We start from the raw sequence: 17,224 nt of genomic DNA on the forward strand, positions 1-17,224 counted from the left end.
GGAAGGAAGGCAAGTGCATTTGTCTCAGGCGTCGGCCATCGCGTGAAATTCGGCTTCGGCAAGGAAGCGTTCAGCATCGAGCGCCGCCATGCAGCCCATGCCCGCCGCGGTCACCGCCTGGCGATAGACTTTGTCAGTCACATCGCCTGCCGCAAAAACGCCGGGAATCGCCGTCAGCGAGGTTCCGGGCGTGACCTCAAGATAGCCGCCGTCATCGAGCGGCAGCTTGCCCTTGAACAATTCGGTCGAGGGGCTGTGGCCGATGGCGACGAAACCGCCGTCGGTCGCGATATGGCTCGCCTCACCCGTCACCGTATCGACCAGATCGACGCCGACGAGGCCCGCCGCGCCTTCACCGCCGACGAAGCGTTCCACCTTCTTGTTCCACAAGATGCTGATCTTCGGATTGGCAAAAAGGCGGTCCTGCAGGATTTTTTCCGCGCGCAGGCTGTCGCGGCGGTGGATCAGCGTCACGTCATTGCTGTGATTGGTAAGGTAGAGCGCTTCCTCGACCGCCGTATTGCCGCCGCCGATTACGACGACTTTCTTGCCGCGATAGAAAAAACCGTCGCAGGTCGCGCAGGCCGAAACGCCCTTGCCGCCCAATTCCTGTTCACCGGGAACGCCAAGCCATTTCGCTTGCGCCCCGGTCGCGATCACCAGCGTTTCGGCGATATAGACATCGCCGCCGTCGCCCGTCAGCTTGAAGGGACGCTCTGACAGATCGACATCGACGATCGTGTCCCAGATCATGCTGGTGCCGACATGCGTCGCCTGCGCCGTCATCTGCTCCATCAGCCAGGGGCCCTGAATGACTTCGGCAAAGCCGGGGTAGTTTTCGACATCGGTGGTGATGGTCAGCTGTCCGCCCGGCTGAAGCCCCTGCACGACGATCGGCTGCATCCCCGCCCGCGCGGCGTAAATGGCGGCGGACAGGCCCGCCGGACCCGAGCCGAGAATGAGCATTTTGGTGTGATGGGTAGTGGGCATGACGATCCTTCGCTGGGGCCGCGGCGGCCGGGGAGACAGAAGATGGGTGTTACCCAGTCCGCTAGCAAGGGACAGGCGATGCGCCAAGGGAGTTGGCACGAATGTGCATCTGGTGGAACCGGCATAGCGCGCCGCGCTGGACCCGATGTGCTGATTTGCGGGTTGGTTGGGAAGGGTTGGCGACCCGCATCAGGGCACGGGGGGCATGAGCGCAAATCGGGCGCGGTTAGCGAATGGCAGCCGGTTCGCTTCTCCACCCCCTACGAAGAAGCCCCGCCGGATCGCTCCGACGGGGCTTCTTTGTTGCCTTTATGGCCGTGGACGGCGTCTCAGGCTTCGCCCTCGGGACGTTCTTCCACGATCACATCGTCGCTGGCGACAGCCTCCGCAACAGGAGCGGGTTCAGCCGCCGCTGCCTGCTTGACGCTTTCGGACGCGGCGAGTTGCGCATCGCTTGCGGCGCGCATCGCTGCACGAAGCGCGGCATCCTTCGATGAAGCGGTGACACGCACGCGGTTCATCGCCGCGCCCGTACCTGCCGGGATCAGGCGGCCGACGATGACATTTTCCTTGAGGCCCTGCAGCGAGTCGACCTTGCCCTGTACCGAAGCTTCGGTGAGAACGCGGGTCGTTTCCTGGAAGGACGCCGCCGAAACGAAGCTGCGGGTTTGCAGCGACGCCTTGGTGATGCCGAGGAGGACCGGACGGCCTTCCGCGGGCTTGCCATTTTTCGGCAGTTTGGCGTTATATTCCATCATCTCCAGATAATCGAGCTGTTCGCCCGGCAGCAGCGTGGTGTCGCCGCCGTTGGTGATCTCGACTTTTTGCAGCATCTGGCGAACGATCACCTCGATGTGCTTGTCGTTGATCTTCACGCCCTGCAGTCGATAGACTTCCTGGATTTCGGCGACGAGGAATTCGGCGAGAGCCTCAACCCCCATGACGTCCAGAATGTCGTGCGGGTTCGGCGAGCCCGAGATCAGCGCGTCGCCGCGCTTCACCTGGTCGCCTTCCTGAACCTCAAGCACCTTGGACTTGGGGATGAGATATTCGACCGGATCACCTTCCTCGGGAACGATCGCAATCTTGCGCTTCGCCTTGTAATCCTTGACGAATTCAATGCGACCGCTGATCTTTGCGATGACGCTGTTGTCCTTTGGAATGCGCGCTTCGAATAATTCGGCAACGCGCGGCAGACCGCCGGTGATGTCGCGCGTTTTCGAAGCTTCGCGGCTGACACGTGCCAGTACGTCGCCGGCCTGCACTTCCTGGCCGTCCTCGACCGAGATCATCGTGCCCACCGCTAGCAGATAACGCGCGGCTTCGCCGCTCGCATCGTCAAGCAGGGTCAGACGCGGCTGGAGGTCTTCCTTCTTGCCGCGTCCGGTGACGCGATATTCGGTGACGACGCGCTGGGCGATGCCCGTTGCCTCGTCAACCTGTTCGGTCAGCGTCTTGGTGTCGATCAAATCCTGATATTTAACGACACCCTGCTTTTCGGTGATCAGCGGCATGGTGAACGGATCCCATTCGGCAATCCGGTCGCCCTTCTTCACCTTTTCGCCGTCCTTGTGCATGATCTGCGCACCATAGGGCAGCTTGTGCGAAGCGCGTTCGCGGCCTTCGCTGTCGATGATCGCGATCTCGCCCGAACGCGAGAGCGCCAAACGGCGGCCTCGCTGATCGACGATGGTTTCCATCTCGCGATACTCGATTGTACCGTCCGAAATCGCTTCCAGGTTCGACTGCTCGTTAACCTGCGCCGCACCGCCGATGTGGAAGGTACGCATCGTCAGCTGCGTACCCGGCTCCCCGATCGACTGCGCCGCGATGACGCCGACCGCTTCGCCGATATTCACCGGCGTGCCGCGCGCAAGGTCGCGGCCATAGCATTTGCCGCAAACGCCCAGCGAGGCTTCGCAAACCAAGGGCGAACGGATCTTGACCGCCTGCACTTCGGCTTCCTCGATCTGGGCCACCGTGGGCTCGTCGAGCAAGGTGCCGACCGGCGCCAAGACGTTGCCCTCGGCGTCGGTGACATCTTCCAGCGTCGTGCGGCCCAAAATACGCTCGCCCAGCGACGCGATCACCGCGCCCCCTTGAACGATGGCGCGCATTTCCATGCCGCGGGTGGTGCCGCAATCTTCCTCGATCACGACGCAGTCCTGCGACACGTCGACCAGACGGCGGGTCAGATAACCCGAGTTCGCCGTCTTGAGCGCCGTATCGGCCAGACCCTTACGCGCACCGTGGGTCGAGTTGAAATATTCAAGGACGGTCAGGCCTTCCTTGAAGTTCGAGATAATCGGGGTTTCGATGATCTCGCCCGACGGCTTGGCCATCAGGCCGCGCATGCCTGCAAGCTGCTTCATCTGCGCCTGCGAACCACGCGCACCCGAATGCGCCATCATATAGATGGAGTTGATCGGGGCGAGACGGCCATCGTCCAGCTTCGGCGTCGCGCGGATTTCGTCCATCATCGCGTTCGCGACCTTGTCGCCGCACTGCGACCACGCATCAATGGCCTTATTGTATTTTTCCTGCTGCGTGATCAGGCCGTCCTGATACTGCTGCTCGAAATCCTTCACCAGCGCGCGCGTGTCGTCGACCAGCTTTTCCTTGGCCGCCGGAATGATCATATCATCCTTGCCAAAGCTGATGCCCGCCTTGAACGCATTGCGGAAGCCCAGCGCCATGATGGCGTCGGCGAACAGCACCGTCTCTTTCTGGCCGGTATGGCGATAGACTTGATCGATCACGTCGCCGATTTCCTTCTTGGTGAGAAGGCGGTTGACGATCTCGAACGGCACCTTGTGCGACTTCGGCAGGCATTCGCCGATCAGCATGCGGCCCGGCGTGGTTTCGAAGCGCTTCAGATATTGATTGCCCTGCTCGTCGGTCTGCGGAACGCGGCTGATAATCTTCGAGTGCAGCGTGACGGCACCCGTGTAGAGCGCCTGATGCACCTCGGCCATATCGGCAAGAAGCATACCCTCGCCCGGTTCGCCTTCGCGTTCGAGTGACAGGTAATAGAGACCCAGCACCATGTCCTGCGAAGGAACGATGATCGGCTTACCGTTCGCGGGGCTCAGGATGTTGTTGGTCGACATCATCAGCACGCGCGCTTCCAGCTGCGCTTCAAGGCTGAGCGGCACGTGGACCGCCATTTGGTCACCGTCGAAGTCGGCATTGAACGCGGCGCAAACCAGCGGGTGAAGCTGGATCGCCTTGCCTTCGATCAGCACCGGCTCGAACGCCTGGATGCCGAGGCGGTGGAGCGTCGGCGCGCGGTTCAGGAGGACCGGGTGCTCGCGAATGACTTCGTCGAGGATGTCCCAGACTTCCTTGCGTTCCTTTTCGACCCACTTCTTCGCCTGTTTCAGGGTCATCGACAGACCCTTGGCGTCGAGGCGGGCGTAGATGAACGGCTTGAACAGCTCGAGCGCCATCTTCTTGGGCAGGCCGCACTGGTGCAGCTTGAGTTCGGGACCGGTCACGATGACCGAACGGCCCGAATAGTCGACGCGCTTGCCGAGCAGGTTCTGACGGAAGCGACCCTGCTTGCCCTTGAGCATGTCCGACAGCGACTTCAGCGGACGCTTGTTGGCGCCAGTGATCGTGCGGCCGCGGCGGCCGTTGTCGAACAGCGCGTCCACGGCTTCCTGCAGCATGCGCTTCTCGTTACGGACGATAATGTCCGGCGCGCGCAGTTCCATCAGGCGCTTCAAACGATTGTTACGGTTGATCACGCGGCGATAGAGGTCGTTGAGGTCCGACGTCGCGAAGCGGCCGCCGTCGAGCGGCACCAACGGGCGCAGTTCGGGCGGGATCACGGGCACGACTTCGAGGATCATCCATTCGGGGCGGTTGCCGGAATCGATGAAGGATTCCACAACCTTCAGGCGCTTGATGATCTTCTTGGGCTTGAGCTCCGACTTGGTCGTCGCCAGCTCTTCCATCAAGTCAACGCGCTCTTGCTCCAGATCGAGATTTTCGAGGAGCACGCGGATCGCTTCGGCACCGATGCCGGCCGAGAAGGCGTCTTCGCCATATTCGTCCTGCGCGTCGAGCAGTTCGTCTTCGGTCAGAAGCTGGAACTTTTCGAGCGGCGTCAGGCCGGGCTCAAGAACGATATAGGCTTCAAAATAAAGGACGCGCTCGAGCTGCTTCAGCTGCATGTCGAGCAACAGGCCGATGCGCGACGGCAGCGATTTCAGGAACCAGATGTGCGCGACCGGCGCGGCGAGCTCGATATGGCCCATCCGCTCGCGGCGCACCTTCGTGACCGTGACTTCGACACCGCATTTTTCGCAGACGATGCCCTTGTATTTCATGCGCTTATACTTGCCGCACAGGCATTCATAATCTTTGATCGGACCAAAGATGCGTGCGCAGAACAGGCCGTCACGCTCGGGCTTGAACGTACGGTAGTTGATCGTTTCGGGCTTCTTGATCTCGCCGAACGACCAGGAACGAATGCGCTCGGGGCTCGCGATGCCGATCTTGATCATGTCGAAGGTTTCGGGCTTCGCGACCGGGTTCATGAAGTTGGTAAGCTGGTTCATTTATCTGCTCCATCTTCCCCTCTCGCGCGGGCGAGAGGGGTGAGGAAAAATCTTATTCGGCGGCTTCGGGAAGGGCGTCCGGTCCCTGATCATCGTCTTCGTCGGCATAGGACGAAAGTTCGACGTTGAGGCCCAGCGAGCGCATTTCCTTGACGAGCACGTTGAAGCTTTCGGGAATGCCGGCTTCGAAGGTGTCGTCGCCCTTGACGATCGCTTCGTAAACCTTGGTACGGCCGATCACGTCATCGGACTTCACCGTCAGCATTTCCTGCAGGGTATAGGCCGCGCCATAGGCCTGGAGTGCCCAGACCTCCATCTCACCGAAGCGCTGGCCACCGAACTGCGCCTTACCGCCCAGCGGCTGCTGGGTGACGAGGCTGTAGGGGCCGATCGAACGCGCGTGGATCTTGTCGTCGACCAGGTGGTGAAGCTTGAGCATATAGATATAGCCCACAGTCACCTTGCGGTCGAAGCGGTCGCCGGTACGGCCGTCGTAAAGGTCCGACTGCCCCGAGTCATGCAGACCCGCGAGGGTGAGCATGTTGGTGACGTCGGCTTCCTTCGCACCATCGAACACCGGCGTTGCAAAGGGCACGCCGACCTTCAGATTTTCAGCCAGTTCGACGATATTATCGGCATCGCGCGACTTGATGTCCGCGACATATTCCTCGCCATAGACATTTTCCAATGCCTCGCGCACCGCTTCGGGCATCTGCCCTCCAGTCGCGTCGGGGTTGGCATCGCGCCATTCCTCGAGCGCGTGGGTCACCTTTTGCCCCAGCCCACGCGAGGCCCAGCCAAGGTGGGTTTCGAGGATCTGCCCGACGTTCATACGCGATGGCACGCCCAGCGGGTTGAGCACGATGTCGACATGGGTGCCGTCCTCGAGGAAGGGCATGTCTTCGATCGGCAGGATGCGCGAAATGACACCCTTGTTCCCGTGACGGCCGGCCATCTTGTCGCCCGGCTGCAGCTTGCGCTTCACCGCGACGAAGACCTTGACCATCTTGAGCACGCCCGGCGCCAGTTCATCGCCGCGCTGCAGCTTTTCGACGCGATCTTCATACTTCGCGTTGATGCGCTTGATCGCTTCGTCATATTGCGCCTTGATCGCTTCAAGCGCGGTCTGCGCATTATCGTCGACCACCGCGAGCTTCCACCAGTCGGCACGGTCGAGCGAGATCAACGCGTCTTCGGTCAGGACCTCGCCCTTCTTCATGCCCTTCGGCACCGCGCTGGTCGTCTGACCGATGAGCAGTTCCTTGAGGCTGGAGAAGGTCGCGCGGTTGAGGATGGCGCGCTCGTCATCGGCGTCCTGCTTCAGCCGCTCGATTTCCTCGCGTTCGATCGCAATCGCACGTTCGTCCTTGTCGATACCGTGACGGTTGAAGACGCGGACTTCGACGACCGTGCCCGACACGCCGGGCGGCAGACGGAGCGAGGTGTCGCGCACGTCGCTGGCCTTTTCGCCGAAGATGGCGCGCAGCAGCTTTTCTTCCGGCGTCATCGGGCTTTCGCCCTTCGGCGTGATTTTGCCGGCGAGAATGTCGCCGGGGCCGACCTCGGCACCGATATAGACGATGCCCGCTTCGTCGAGATTGCGCAGCGCTTCCTCGCCGACGTTCGGGATGTCGCGCGTGATGTCTTCGGGGCCAAGGCGCGTGTCGCGCGCAGTGACTTCAAATTCCTCGATATGGACCGAGGTGAAGACGTCGTCCTTCACGATGCGTTCGGAAATGAGGATCGAGTCCTCATAATTGTAGCCGTTCCACGGCATGAAGGCGACGAGCACATTCTTGCCGAGCGCCAGTTCGCCAAGTTCGGTCGACGGACCGTCGGCAATGATGTCGCCGGCGTTCACGACGTCGCCCACCTTCACCAGCGGACGCTGGTTGATGCAAGTCGACTGGTTCGAACGCTGGAACTTCTGCAGGCGATAGATGTCGACGCCCGACTTGCCGGGTTCGATCATATCGGTAGCGCGGATGACGATACGCGTTGCGTCGACCTGATCGATCACGCCGCCACGACGCGCCGCAATGGCGGCGCCCGAGTCGCGTGCAACCGTGCCTTCCATGCCGGTACCGACGACAGGCGCTTCGGCCCGCAGCAGCGGCACAGCCTGACGTTGCATGTTCGATCCCATGAGCGCGCGGTTGGCGTCATCGTTTTCGAGGAAGGGAATGAGCGAGGCCGCAACCGAAACAAGCTGTTTCGGCGATACGTCCATCAGCGTGATCTGCTCACGCGGCGCCATCAGAAACTCGCCGCCCTCACGCGCCGAGATCAGCTCCTCGACAAAACTGCCGTCGGGATTGAGATCAGCGTTCGCCTGCGCAACCGTATGCTTCTGCTCTTCCATCGCCGACAGATAGACGACTTCATTCGTCACCTTTCCATCCACGATCCGGCGATAAGGCGTTTCAATAAAGCCATATTTGTTGACGCGCGCAAATGTCGCGAGGCTGTTGATCAGACCAATGTTCGGGCCTTCGGGCGTTTCAATCGGACAGATGCGGCCATAGTGGGTCGGATGAACGTCGCGGACTTCAAAGCCTGCGCGCTCGCGGGTCAGGCCGCCCGGCCCAAGCGCCGACACGCGGCGCTTGTGCGTGACTTCCGACAGCGGATTGGTCTGGTCCATGAACTGCGAGAGCTGCGACGAGCCAAAGAATTCGCGCACCGCGGCAACCGCGGGCTTCGCGTTGATCAGATCGTTCGGCATGACGGTCGACACGTCGACCGAGCTCATCCGCTCCTTCACCGCGCGCTCCATGCGCAGCAAGCCGACGCGATACTGGTTTTCCAGCAATTCGCCGACCGAACGGACACGGCGGTTACCAAGGTTATCGATATCGTCGATTTCGCCCTTGCCGTCCTTCAGATTCACCAGCTCCTTGACGACGGCGAGAATGTCTTCGCTGCGCAGGGTGGTGACCGTGTCCTCGCAATCGAGGCCCAGACGCATGTTGAGCTTCACACGCCCCACCGCCGACAGGTCGTAACGCTCTGCGTCAAAGAAGAGGCCCGCGAAAAGCGCTTCGGCGGTTTCGCGCGTCGGCGGCTCGCCGGGGCGCATCACGCGATAAATATCGGACAACGCCTGATCGCGATCCTCAGCCTTGTCAGCTTTCAGCGTGTTGCGGATCCAGGGGCCGGTATTATTATGGTCGATATCGAGCAGCACCAGCTTGTCGATGCCCGCCGCGTCCATCTTTTCGAGGTTTTCGGCGGTCACTTCATCGCCAGCCTCGATATAAATCTCGCCGGTCGCTTCATTGACGAGATCATAAGCCGAATAGCGACCGAAGATTTCCTCGGTCGGTATCAGCAGCGTTTCCAGGCCATCTTTTGCCGCCTTGTTTGCCAGACGCGGGCTGATCTTGTGCCCCGCCGCAAAAACAACTTCGCCGGTTTTGGCATCAACCACATCAAAGGCCGGCTTCGACCCGCGCCAGTTTTCGGCGACAAAAGGCACTCTCCAGCCATCTTCGGCGCGCTCGAAAACCAGGCGGTCATAGAAATGGTTGAGAATTTCCTCCGCGCTCAGTCCCAGCGCATAGAGCAGCGAGGTGACCGGAAGCTTGCGCTTGCGGTCGATACGAACGTTGACGATATCCTTGGCGTCGAATTCGAAATCGAGCCACGAACCGCGATAGGGAATGACGCGCGCAGCAAAGAGATATTTGCCCGACGAATGGGTCTTGCCGCGATCATGGTCAAAGAGCACACCCGGCGAACGGTGCATCTGCGACACGATCACGCGCTCGGTGCCGTTGACAAAGAAAGTGCCATTCTCGGTCATGAGCGGCATGTCGCCCATATAGACGTCCTGCTCCTTGATATCGAGAACCGAACGGGTGTCGGCTTCGCTGTCGACTTCAAAGACGATCAGGCGCAGCGTGACCTTCATCGGCGCCGCATAGGTGATCCCGCGCTGACGGCATTCATCAACGTCATATTTGGGCTCTTCCAGTTCGTAATGAACAAAGTCGAGCTCGGCAGTGCCGGCGAAATCGCGGATCGGAAAAACGCTGCGCAGCGTCTTTTCAAGGCCCGAAACATAGCCGACCGAAGGGTCGGACCGCAAAAACTGCTCATAAGATTCGCGCTGAACCTCGATCAGGTTGGGCATTTCCACGGCCTCGTGGATGTTGCCGAACAATTTGCGGATACGCTTGCTAGCGGTTGCTTCGAGGGCCTTGCCCACCGACTTCGCCTTGGTCGCCATAAGTGATTGTCTCGCCTGTCAAAAAATCAAATCGCCGGCGCGATCGACGCGAAAAAAGCCGCAGGCAACCGTCGCCGGTTTACCGCAGCTTTCCTACGCTTGTCGAAATCCCACCGCCCTATTCCTATGGCCTGCTGCGCAAAGACAGACCCTATCCCGGACGCTGAGGTGAGAGGCGCCTATACCGCCGGAAACAAGCGGTGTCAAACGGCGCGCGCCCTTCTTCCGCCTAATTTTCCCGCCTCCGCTTCTAATAGGGCGCAGAGAAAAACAGCCAACCGCACGGCCAGCTATGGTCGCGCGAGGAACAGGAATCCGTCCGCTCCCCCCTCATTTTCAACCAAATGGGCGTTTTTTGCGCTCACATGACGTCATAAATGCACGGCGCGCCTCAACTCACCCCGCATAGAACACGGCTGGTCACCATTATCATGGCCATCGCCCGTTCAGACGCGTTCAGCCCCTACCCGTTTGAAAGAGATTCATTTTAGGAGACCAGTTTCGATGCGGAAATTCGCAGCCCTGATTACAACGCTTTCCCTCGGCACCGCTGCCCTCAGCGCAGCCCCCGCGCTGGCACAAGATGCGGCCGCAACTGCCGAAACCAAGCTGGCGGTCGGCACAAAGGTTTTTGATTCCGAAAAGGCTGAGCTTGGCACTATCTCTGCCGTTCAGGGTGCCAATGTTGTGGTCGACCTCGGCGCAGGCAAGCAGGTAACCGTTCCCGGCAATGCCTTCGGCATGCTGGAGCAAGGACCGACCATTGGCGCCACCAAGGCGCAGGTTCTCGCAGCTGTCGACCAGGCCGCCGCCGCCAATGACGCCAAGCTGAACAGCGTGCTGGTGGTTGGGGCCGATGTCCTTAGCGCCCAGGGCGCCGCTGTGATCGGCCAGGTCAAGCTTGTCGAAGCCGATGGCGCGGTGCTCACCACGCCCCAAGGCGATATCAAGCTTCCCCGTAATGCGTTGTTCGTCAACGCGCAGGGCGCGCTCGCGACCAGCTTCACCGCTGATCAGTTCAACGAAGCCATGGCGCAGGCCAGTCAGGCTGCTGCCGCCGATGATGCGGCCGTAGCCGCGGCGCTGACCGCCGGAGCGGAAATTCGGGACATCAACGGCACTGCCGTCCTCGGCACCGTCAAATCCTTTGACGCGGCCAATGTCGTTGTCGCCACCAGCGAAGGCGATGTTTCGCTGCCGCGCAGTGCTTTCGACATGAACGGCAATACACTGGCCGCAGCCTATACGGTTGAGCAGTTCGCCGAGGCCGTCACGCAGGCGACGGGCTCCACCCCGGATATCGCCGAAGTCGCCGTCGAAGGCGAAGTCGTCGCTGATTAACACGGAATGACGGGTGGTGGGCCCTCCCGCCCTCTCTTTAAAAGAGCACGGAAGCATCTGTTTCCGTGCTCTTTTTGCGATCTCGTCCCGACTTAAGTAAAAAGGCCGGGCCTCGTCACGCCGCGAGGCCTGTACGGTTTCGACCGGCGCGTTTGGCGGAGTAAAGCGCTTTGTCGGCGCGGTGGAGCAGTTCTTCGACGCTGTCTTCCCCGGCGTAGACGGCCAGACCGACACTGACGGTCACAGCAGGAAGATCATCTGCGTCATCGTCATTCTTGATGGCGCGGCGGACGCGCTCCGCGGCCAGTTCGGCGGCCAAGGCGCTTGTGCCCTGAAAGACGCAAACATATTCTTCGCCGCCGAAACGGCCAACCATATCATCCTTGCGCAGGGCCGCGCGCGCGCGCTCCCCGACACGGCGGATGACATCGTCACCGGTGGCGTGACCATATCGGTCATTCACCTGTTTGAAATGGTCGATGTCGAGAATCGCGACGGCAAGCGGGGCGCCATCTTCCTGTGCCGCGCGCAGCGCCTGATCGAGAAAGCCAAGCATATGACGACGGTTGGGCAATCCGGTTAGCATGTCGGTGTTGGCCGCCTGCTCTGCCGTGTGCCGCGCCTGTTCGAGCATCCGCGCATTTTCTACGGTCTGGGTCACATCCTGCGCCGTGCCGAAGACGCCGATGGCCCGGCCGTCGGCATCGCGCTCGATCGAACCATGCGATTTGACATGACGCACGCTGCCGTCCGGACGACGAATCCGGCCCTGATATTCAAAGGGGCGCCCTTCTTTTGCTGCGCGCGCGAGGGTGCGTTGGACGCGGATCGCATCTTCCGGAAAATAGCAGGCAAGGCTCGACTGGATCGTAACGGGCGTTCCCTGCTCTACTCCGTGAATGCGATAGGTCTGATCCGACCATTGGATCGTGGAACGCAGCAAATCGACACGCCAATGGCCGACATGCGCCGCCGCCTGCGCCTCCACCAGCCAGCGATTGCTCTGCGCGAGGTGCTTGGCGAGACGTTGGCGCAGAACGAGCAGCGCCGCCAAAGGCAAGACCATGAAAAGCATGGCTACCAGGTAAAATTGCAGGAAGAAGACGCGGGCCGTCGGCGAAGCTTCGATTTCGGGAATGGGACCGAGCCCCTGAGCGGTGAGCATAGCCGCAATCAGCGCGACGACTAAAATACCCGATGCCGCGCCAAATGGTCCCAATCGATAAGCAGCGAACACCACTGCCATATAGGGCAGGAAGCTGAGCGGAAAATGGTCCTGCGAGAAGCTGATGACGGCAGCAAGCGCCGTGAGGACAATGAGGCCTGCCGCTTCCAGTTTGGATCGAAAGTCGATCCGCGCCATCGCACGCGACTGTATCATGCGCGTCAATATAATGATGGGCGGGGTTATGATGAGAAGGCCCAAGGCGACGGTTGTGGTCCATGACAAGAAAAAGCCCAACCCCGCGCCGGTAAGAAGCGTCGCGAGGACACCGCTGAGGAAGCTGCCGCTGAGCGCAGCGAAACAGAAATTGCCGACTGCGCGCGGCGCCATGAAAGACAGCCCATCGGGTTCCCGCCGACGCAGCAACCAGAGGGCAAATGCGGCTTCACTCCCATTGGCGAAAGCATAGCTGCATGCGACAAGCGGCGGAGCGCCGCTCATCATGTTGACGGCAATGCCCGTCACCCCCATCGCCGCGAAAGAAGCGATATGATGGCGCGCAGGCATGAGCAAAAGCAGGGCGAGAAAATAGCCGCTCGATGGCCAGATAGTGGCGATATTCTCTGGCCCCTTGGTCGCGATCAGCGACAAATGAGCCAGCAGGGAATAGCCGGTGGCAGTCAGCAATGGCCAGGCGATGGCTCCGGCCCGAATCTTGAGCGACCCGATCATGGTGCCATTATGACGAAATCTGGCGAAGAAACTGCTAACAAACCCAAGAAGAAGCTAATTTAGCGGCGAAGGATGGAGCTGGTCGATCCCCCCGAAGGTCATGCCGACAACATCGGCGACCAGCGCCTCGTCCCAGCCAATCCGTTTGTCGAGGATCAACATGGCGAGGCCATGCACCAAGGACCAGGCGTGAAGTGCCGCCCGTTCCAGATCCTCCCCTTGCGGAAACACCTCTCCGACCCCCGCGCGCAACAGATTATAGGCCACCTCGCTGCCATCCTCCGCCCCTTCGGCACGTTCGGGCATCTGCCGTGTAAAGCTGAGGCGAAATAACGCCGGCTGATCATGCGCGAAGCGCACATAGGCAATGCCCGTGGCGCGGAAACCGGCGCGCCCGCCGCCGGCTTTCAGCCATGCCTGCGCCTGAAGCGCGCCCAGCCGCCGCAATCCTTCATCGGCGAGCGCGTCGAGCAAGGCTTCCTTGTCCGGAAAATGGCGATAGAGCGCCGTGGCGCTGACCCCGACATCGCGCGCCAAAGCCCGCAGCCCCAAGTCGCGAGCGTCGCCCCCCGCCAGTCGCGCAAGCCCCGCCGCAATCACTGCGGCGCGCAAATCGCCATGATGATAGCCGCCCTTGGTCGCCTGAGTGGGCGCTTTTCCAGACAGGGCGCTCCCGTCATCATCACGCCCGCCCTTATGGGATTCTGCCCTATCCGCCACGATATCCGTTTCGAACGGCGGAGAATTCTCGATGTTGACGTCGTTATCTTGATGATCCATGTTTTCACCGTAAACATAGCGAGTCGGTCGCGCAAGCAAAAGGAATAGCCTGATGGGGAGCAAAGTCGAAACGCTGATCCGCGGAGCGGTTACCAAAGGCATTGGTAAAGTCGCCAATTTCAACCGCCGCCGCCTTCCGCAGCCTGCCGACGCCCACCCTTTTCTGACCGGTCTTCATGCACCGATGACCGAGGAAGTGACGCTGGAGAATCTGCGCATCGAAGGCGAAATTCCGCCCGGCCTGTCGGGACGTTATCTGCGCAATGGACCGAACCCTGCGCTGCCTCCCGATCCGGCGAGCTATCACTGGTTTACCGGGGCCGGAATGGTGCATGGCCTGCGTATCGCAAGAGGCGGTGCGCAATGGTATCGCAATCGCTGGGTGCGGGGAAGCGAAGCCTGCGAAGCACTGAACGAACCCCTGCCCCCGGGCCCGCGATTGGAGCGGTTCGATGCGCCCAATACCAATGTCGTCGGATTGGCCGGGCGCACCTTTGCCATCGTCGAAGCAGGGGGAAAGCCCGTCGAGTTGTCAGACGAGCTCGATACGCTGGCCCACAATCCTTTCGACGGCACGTTAAAGGGAAGCTACTCCGCTCATCCCCATTATGATCCCAAGACCGGAGAAACCCACGCGATCACCTATAAAGGCGACCGCCCTGACCGGCTGTGGCACGTCGTGCTGGACGCGCGGGCGCAGGCGATCCGCGAGGAACCAATCCGCGTCAGCGACGGGCCTTCCGTGCATGATTGCGCGATCACTGACAAATATGTGCTGATCTTTGATCTGCCGGTCACTTTCTCGATGAAGGCGCTGCTCGCGGGATATAGTTTTCCCTATGCTTGGAATGCGGCGCATCCCGCGCGTGTGGGGCTCTTGCCGCGAGAGGGGAGCGATGCGGATGTTATCTGGGTGCCGGTCGATCCCTGCTACGTCTTTCACACTGCCAATGCCTTTGACACCGACGGTGGCCAAGTGATTGTCGATGTGGTGGCGCATGACACGATGTTCGCGCGGTCGACCCGGGGGCCGGACAGCGAACGGTCTCGGCTCGAACGCTGGACGATTGATCCGGCGGCGGGATTCACCCGCCGCACGATATTACACGATCATCCGCAGGAATTTCCGCGCTATGATGAACGGCGCACGACCCAGCCCTACCGTTTTATCTACAGCGTTGCGCTGCCCGATTATGATACAGGAGAGATGGCCGTGGCCGATAGCCGATTGTTTCGCTACGACCTCGGCAAGGGAGAAACGCTAGCGCGTGACTTTGGCCCCGGACGCTATCCCGGTGAATTTGTCTTTGTCCCGCGCGGCAAGACCGGAGCAGAGGATGATGGCTGGCTGGTTGGGCTGGTGGCCGACATGACAGACGAGCATAGCGAGTTGGTCATCCTCAACGCCGATGATTTCACCGGATCAGCGCAAGCGGCAATCCATCTTCCACACCGTGTTCCACCGGGGTTTCATGGCAATTGGCTGTCTGACTGACCAGCGGCGATGCAGCCATGATCTGCTCCGTGACGCGCAGTGAGCGGTCGTGATCGACGTCGATCGCCGCGCGCCCGTCGCTGATGATCAGCGGCGCAACCTTCACCCCCAGCTTCTTCGATAGGCGCTGGAAAATATGGTGGATCGGGCCCATTCCAAAGCGGAAGCGCAGCAGGTTGATAAAGCCAAAGGCGCGTAGCACCCGCAGCGGCTTTTTGACGAACTGCCCGCCGCCGCGAAACGCCTCCGCCGCGCGCAGCGCACTTGCATTGCCGATCCAATAGGCGTTGCAGTTGGAGACAGCGACGTCCGAAAATTCATAGAAACGCCGCTGCCCAGCGGGATGGACGGCGAGCACATCCTCACGCCGGGCAAAGGCGACCCCTCCCCCCGCGCCCAGCCGCAGCGCTTCGTCGCCAATTTTGGCGATGCTGGCTGCGCTGAGCAGGCAATTATCGGCGGTGGTGATCAACAGCGGAAAATCGGCATGCTCCGCCACCGCGAGGACCGAGTCCGCCAGATTGTCCGCTGCCTCGAGCAGGCTGAGCCGGGCCTCCAGCCGTTCAATCACCGGGTCAGCCATATGGCTCAGCAAATCCGGGGCATGCGAAGAGATAAAGATGCGCGCAGCGCCGCTTCGCTCCGCAGCTTCCAATATATGGGCGATCATCGGGCGCCCGGCGACGGGGACCAGGCATTTGTCGGCTACACCATGCGCGGCAGCGAGTGGATCAATCGCGCCTTCGCGGCGCCCCGCGAGGATGAGGATGGAGCCCAGGGTCATGCCGCATCCCGCTGTGCCGCATTGCTACCTATCTGGCGCGACATGCTTTCGGCGACGATGGTTTCGACAAGGTCGGTGTGGGAAAATCCCGCTGCGGCGGCGGAACGCGCAAACAGCTTCTGCGACCAGAGGTTGCAGTTGAGATTAACCTCGAGCAGGCGCACATCGCCCGTCGCGACATCGACGCGAAATTCGAAACGGCCATAGTCGAAGGGACGGAAAATCCCGACCATGCGCTGCGTATAATCTGCGATGCGCTGGCGAAGCGCGGCATCGTCAAGCGGCTTGATCGCATAGCCCACATGATGGGCAAGATCGCGCTTTTCCTGATAGGTGCGCAGCTCTGCCGGATCATCCTGTTCAAAAACCATCATCGGCAACATCGCGGGTTCGCCATCCAAAGTGATCACTGGCACCTCGACATCGCTACCCTCGATAAAGGGCTCGACGATCGCATCATGGTCGAGCGCATGGATTTCAGCGACGGCGCGGGCGAGGTCCGCGCGGTCGTGGGCGTCTCGCACGCCCCAGGAGGCCGAACTGTTATTGGGTTTGATCACCCATCGCCGCGCAGGGGGGCATTGACCAACATCGGCGGGAGCACCGCGGCGGAAGAGCGACCAGGGGGCGGTGGGCACGCCGCGGGCGGCGGCTTCGAGCTTGGTGAGATGTTTGTCATCCGACAGGCCGCGAACAATGGGCGACGCCCCGATATAAGGCAGGCCAAGCCGGTTGCAGAGCAAAGGCACCAGCATTTCAGAGTTGAAGAAGCCGCCCCGATTGAGCAGCGGAAAGACAAAATCGGCCGCAGGCTGGTCGAACAGCGCCGCATAATCATCAGCGACGAGCAGCGGCATCCCGAGCGACTCAAGCGCTTCGCGCATTTCGCAATGATAGACGGCATGATTACCATCCTCCGGGTGCAGGCCGCCGGTCCAGCGCGCATGCTTGGCGATGAAGAGAAGGCGCTGCGTATCGCGTAAATGCGCGGGCAGGCGCGTGGGCGCAAGATTGGTGGTTCGCATGACGCTGCTTTGAGCAGATCAAGGTTTCACGGCCATGTCGGGTTGATGACGCGGCTGCCATGGAAATGCAGCCATTCTGCAACAAGGCCAAAGGCCCGCCCTCCCCCGCGCACGAA

General features: G+C 61.0%; 9 protein-coding genes. 2 read left to right on the forward strand and 7 right to left on the reverse strand.

Annotated features, from left to right (window positions below; translation table 11 throughout):
- Positions 1 to 24 precede the first annotated feature (24 nt).
- From trxB to rpoB, 3 genes are all read right to left on the reverse strand, one after another.
- Complete coding sequence (gene trxB / locus JV18_RS0105295; protein ID WP_033073701.1) at positions 25 to 990, reverse strand: thioredoxin-disulfide reductase; 966 nt, start codon at positions 988 to 990, stop codon at positions 25 to 27.
- 329 nt (positions 991 to 1,319) lie between these two features.
- The gene (gene rpoC / locus JV18_RS0105300; RefSeq protein ID WP_033073702.1) at positions 1,320 to 5,555 is read right to left on the reverse strand and encodes a DNA-directed RNA polymerase subunit beta'; all 4,236 of its coding nucleotides are present in this window, start codon (positions 5,553 to 5,555) and stop codon (positions 1,320 to 1,322) included.
- A gap of 52 nt (positions 5,556 to 5,607) precedes the next feature.
- Entirely contained in the window at positions 5,608 to 9,786 is a 4,179-nt protein-coding gene (gene rpoB / locus JV18_RS0105305) for a DNA-directed RNA polymerase subunit beta (RefSeq protein ID WP_033073703.1), read from the reverse strand.
- 504 nt (positions 9,787 to 10,290) lie between these two features.
- Here rpoB and JV18_RS0105310 point away from each other — a divergent pair.
- Positions 10,291 to 11,127, forward strand: a complete 837-nt coding sequence (locus JV18_RS0105310) for a hypothetical protein (protein WP_052071750.1) — start codon at positions 10,291 to 10,293, stop codon at positions 11,125 to 11,127.
- A 115-nt stretch (positions 11,128 to 11,242) separates the two neighbouring features.
- Here the strand turns inward: JV18_RS0105310 and JV18_RS0105315 are convergent, their stop codons facing one another.
- Both JV18_RS0105315 and JV18_RS0105320 read right to left on the reverse strand, forming a co-directional pair.
- Complete coding sequence (locus JV18_RS0105315; RefSeq protein ID WP_033073704.1) at positions 11,243 to 13,024, reverse strand: sensor domain-containing diguanylate cyclase; 1,782 nt, start codon at positions 13,022 to 13,024, stop codon at positions 11,243 to 11,245.
- Between the two features lie 54 nt (positions 13,025 to 13,078).
- On the reverse strand, positions 13,079 to 13,804 hold the full coding sequence (locus JV18_RS0105320) for a TetR/AcrR family transcriptional regulator (protein WP_081944688.1): 726 nt from the start codon (positions 13,802 to 13,804) through the stop codon (positions 13,079 to 13,081).
- Positions 13,805 to 13,856: 52 nt separating this feature from the next.
- On the opposite strand from JV18_RS0105320, the gene JV18_RS0105325 reads away from it, so the two are divergent.
- Positions 13,857 to 15,299, forward strand: a complete 1,443-nt coding sequence (locus JV18_RS0105325; protein WP_033073705.1) for an 8'-apo-carotenoid 13,14-cleaving dioxygenase — start codon at positions 13,857 to 13,859, stop codon at positions 15,297 to 15,299.
- Here the strand turns inward: JV18_RS0105325 and JV18_RS0105330 are convergent.
- Both JV18_RS0105330 and JV18_RS0105335 read right to left on the reverse strand, forming a co-directional pair.
- Positions 15,220 to 16,083 (reverse strand): NTP transferase domain-containing protein, encoded by an 864-nt coding sequence (locus tag JV18_RS0105330; protein WP_081944689.1) that lies wholly within the window; start codon positions 16,081 to 16,083, stop codon positions 15,220 to 15,222. The genes JV18_RS0105325 and JV18_RS0105330 overlap by 80 nt on opposite strands.
- Positions 16,080 to 17,108 carry a D-alanine--D-alanine ligase family protein gene (locus JV18_RS0105335; RefSeq protein ID WP_052071751.1) on the reverse strand — a complete coding sequence of 343 codons (1,029 nt, stop codon included), beginning with the start codon at positions 17,106 to 17,108 and terminating at the stop codon, positions 16,080 to 16,082. Before JV18_RS0105335 ends, JV18_RS0105330 begins: the two co-directional genes overlap by 4 nt.
- Between the last annotated feature and the right edge of the window lie 116 nt (positions 17,109 to 17,224).

The sequence above is a fragment of the Sphingopyxis sp. MWB1 genome, assembly GCF_000763945.1.
Taxonomy (GTDB): Bacteria; Pseudomonadota; Alphaproteobacteria; order Sphingomonadales; family Sphingomonadaceae; genus Sphingopyxis.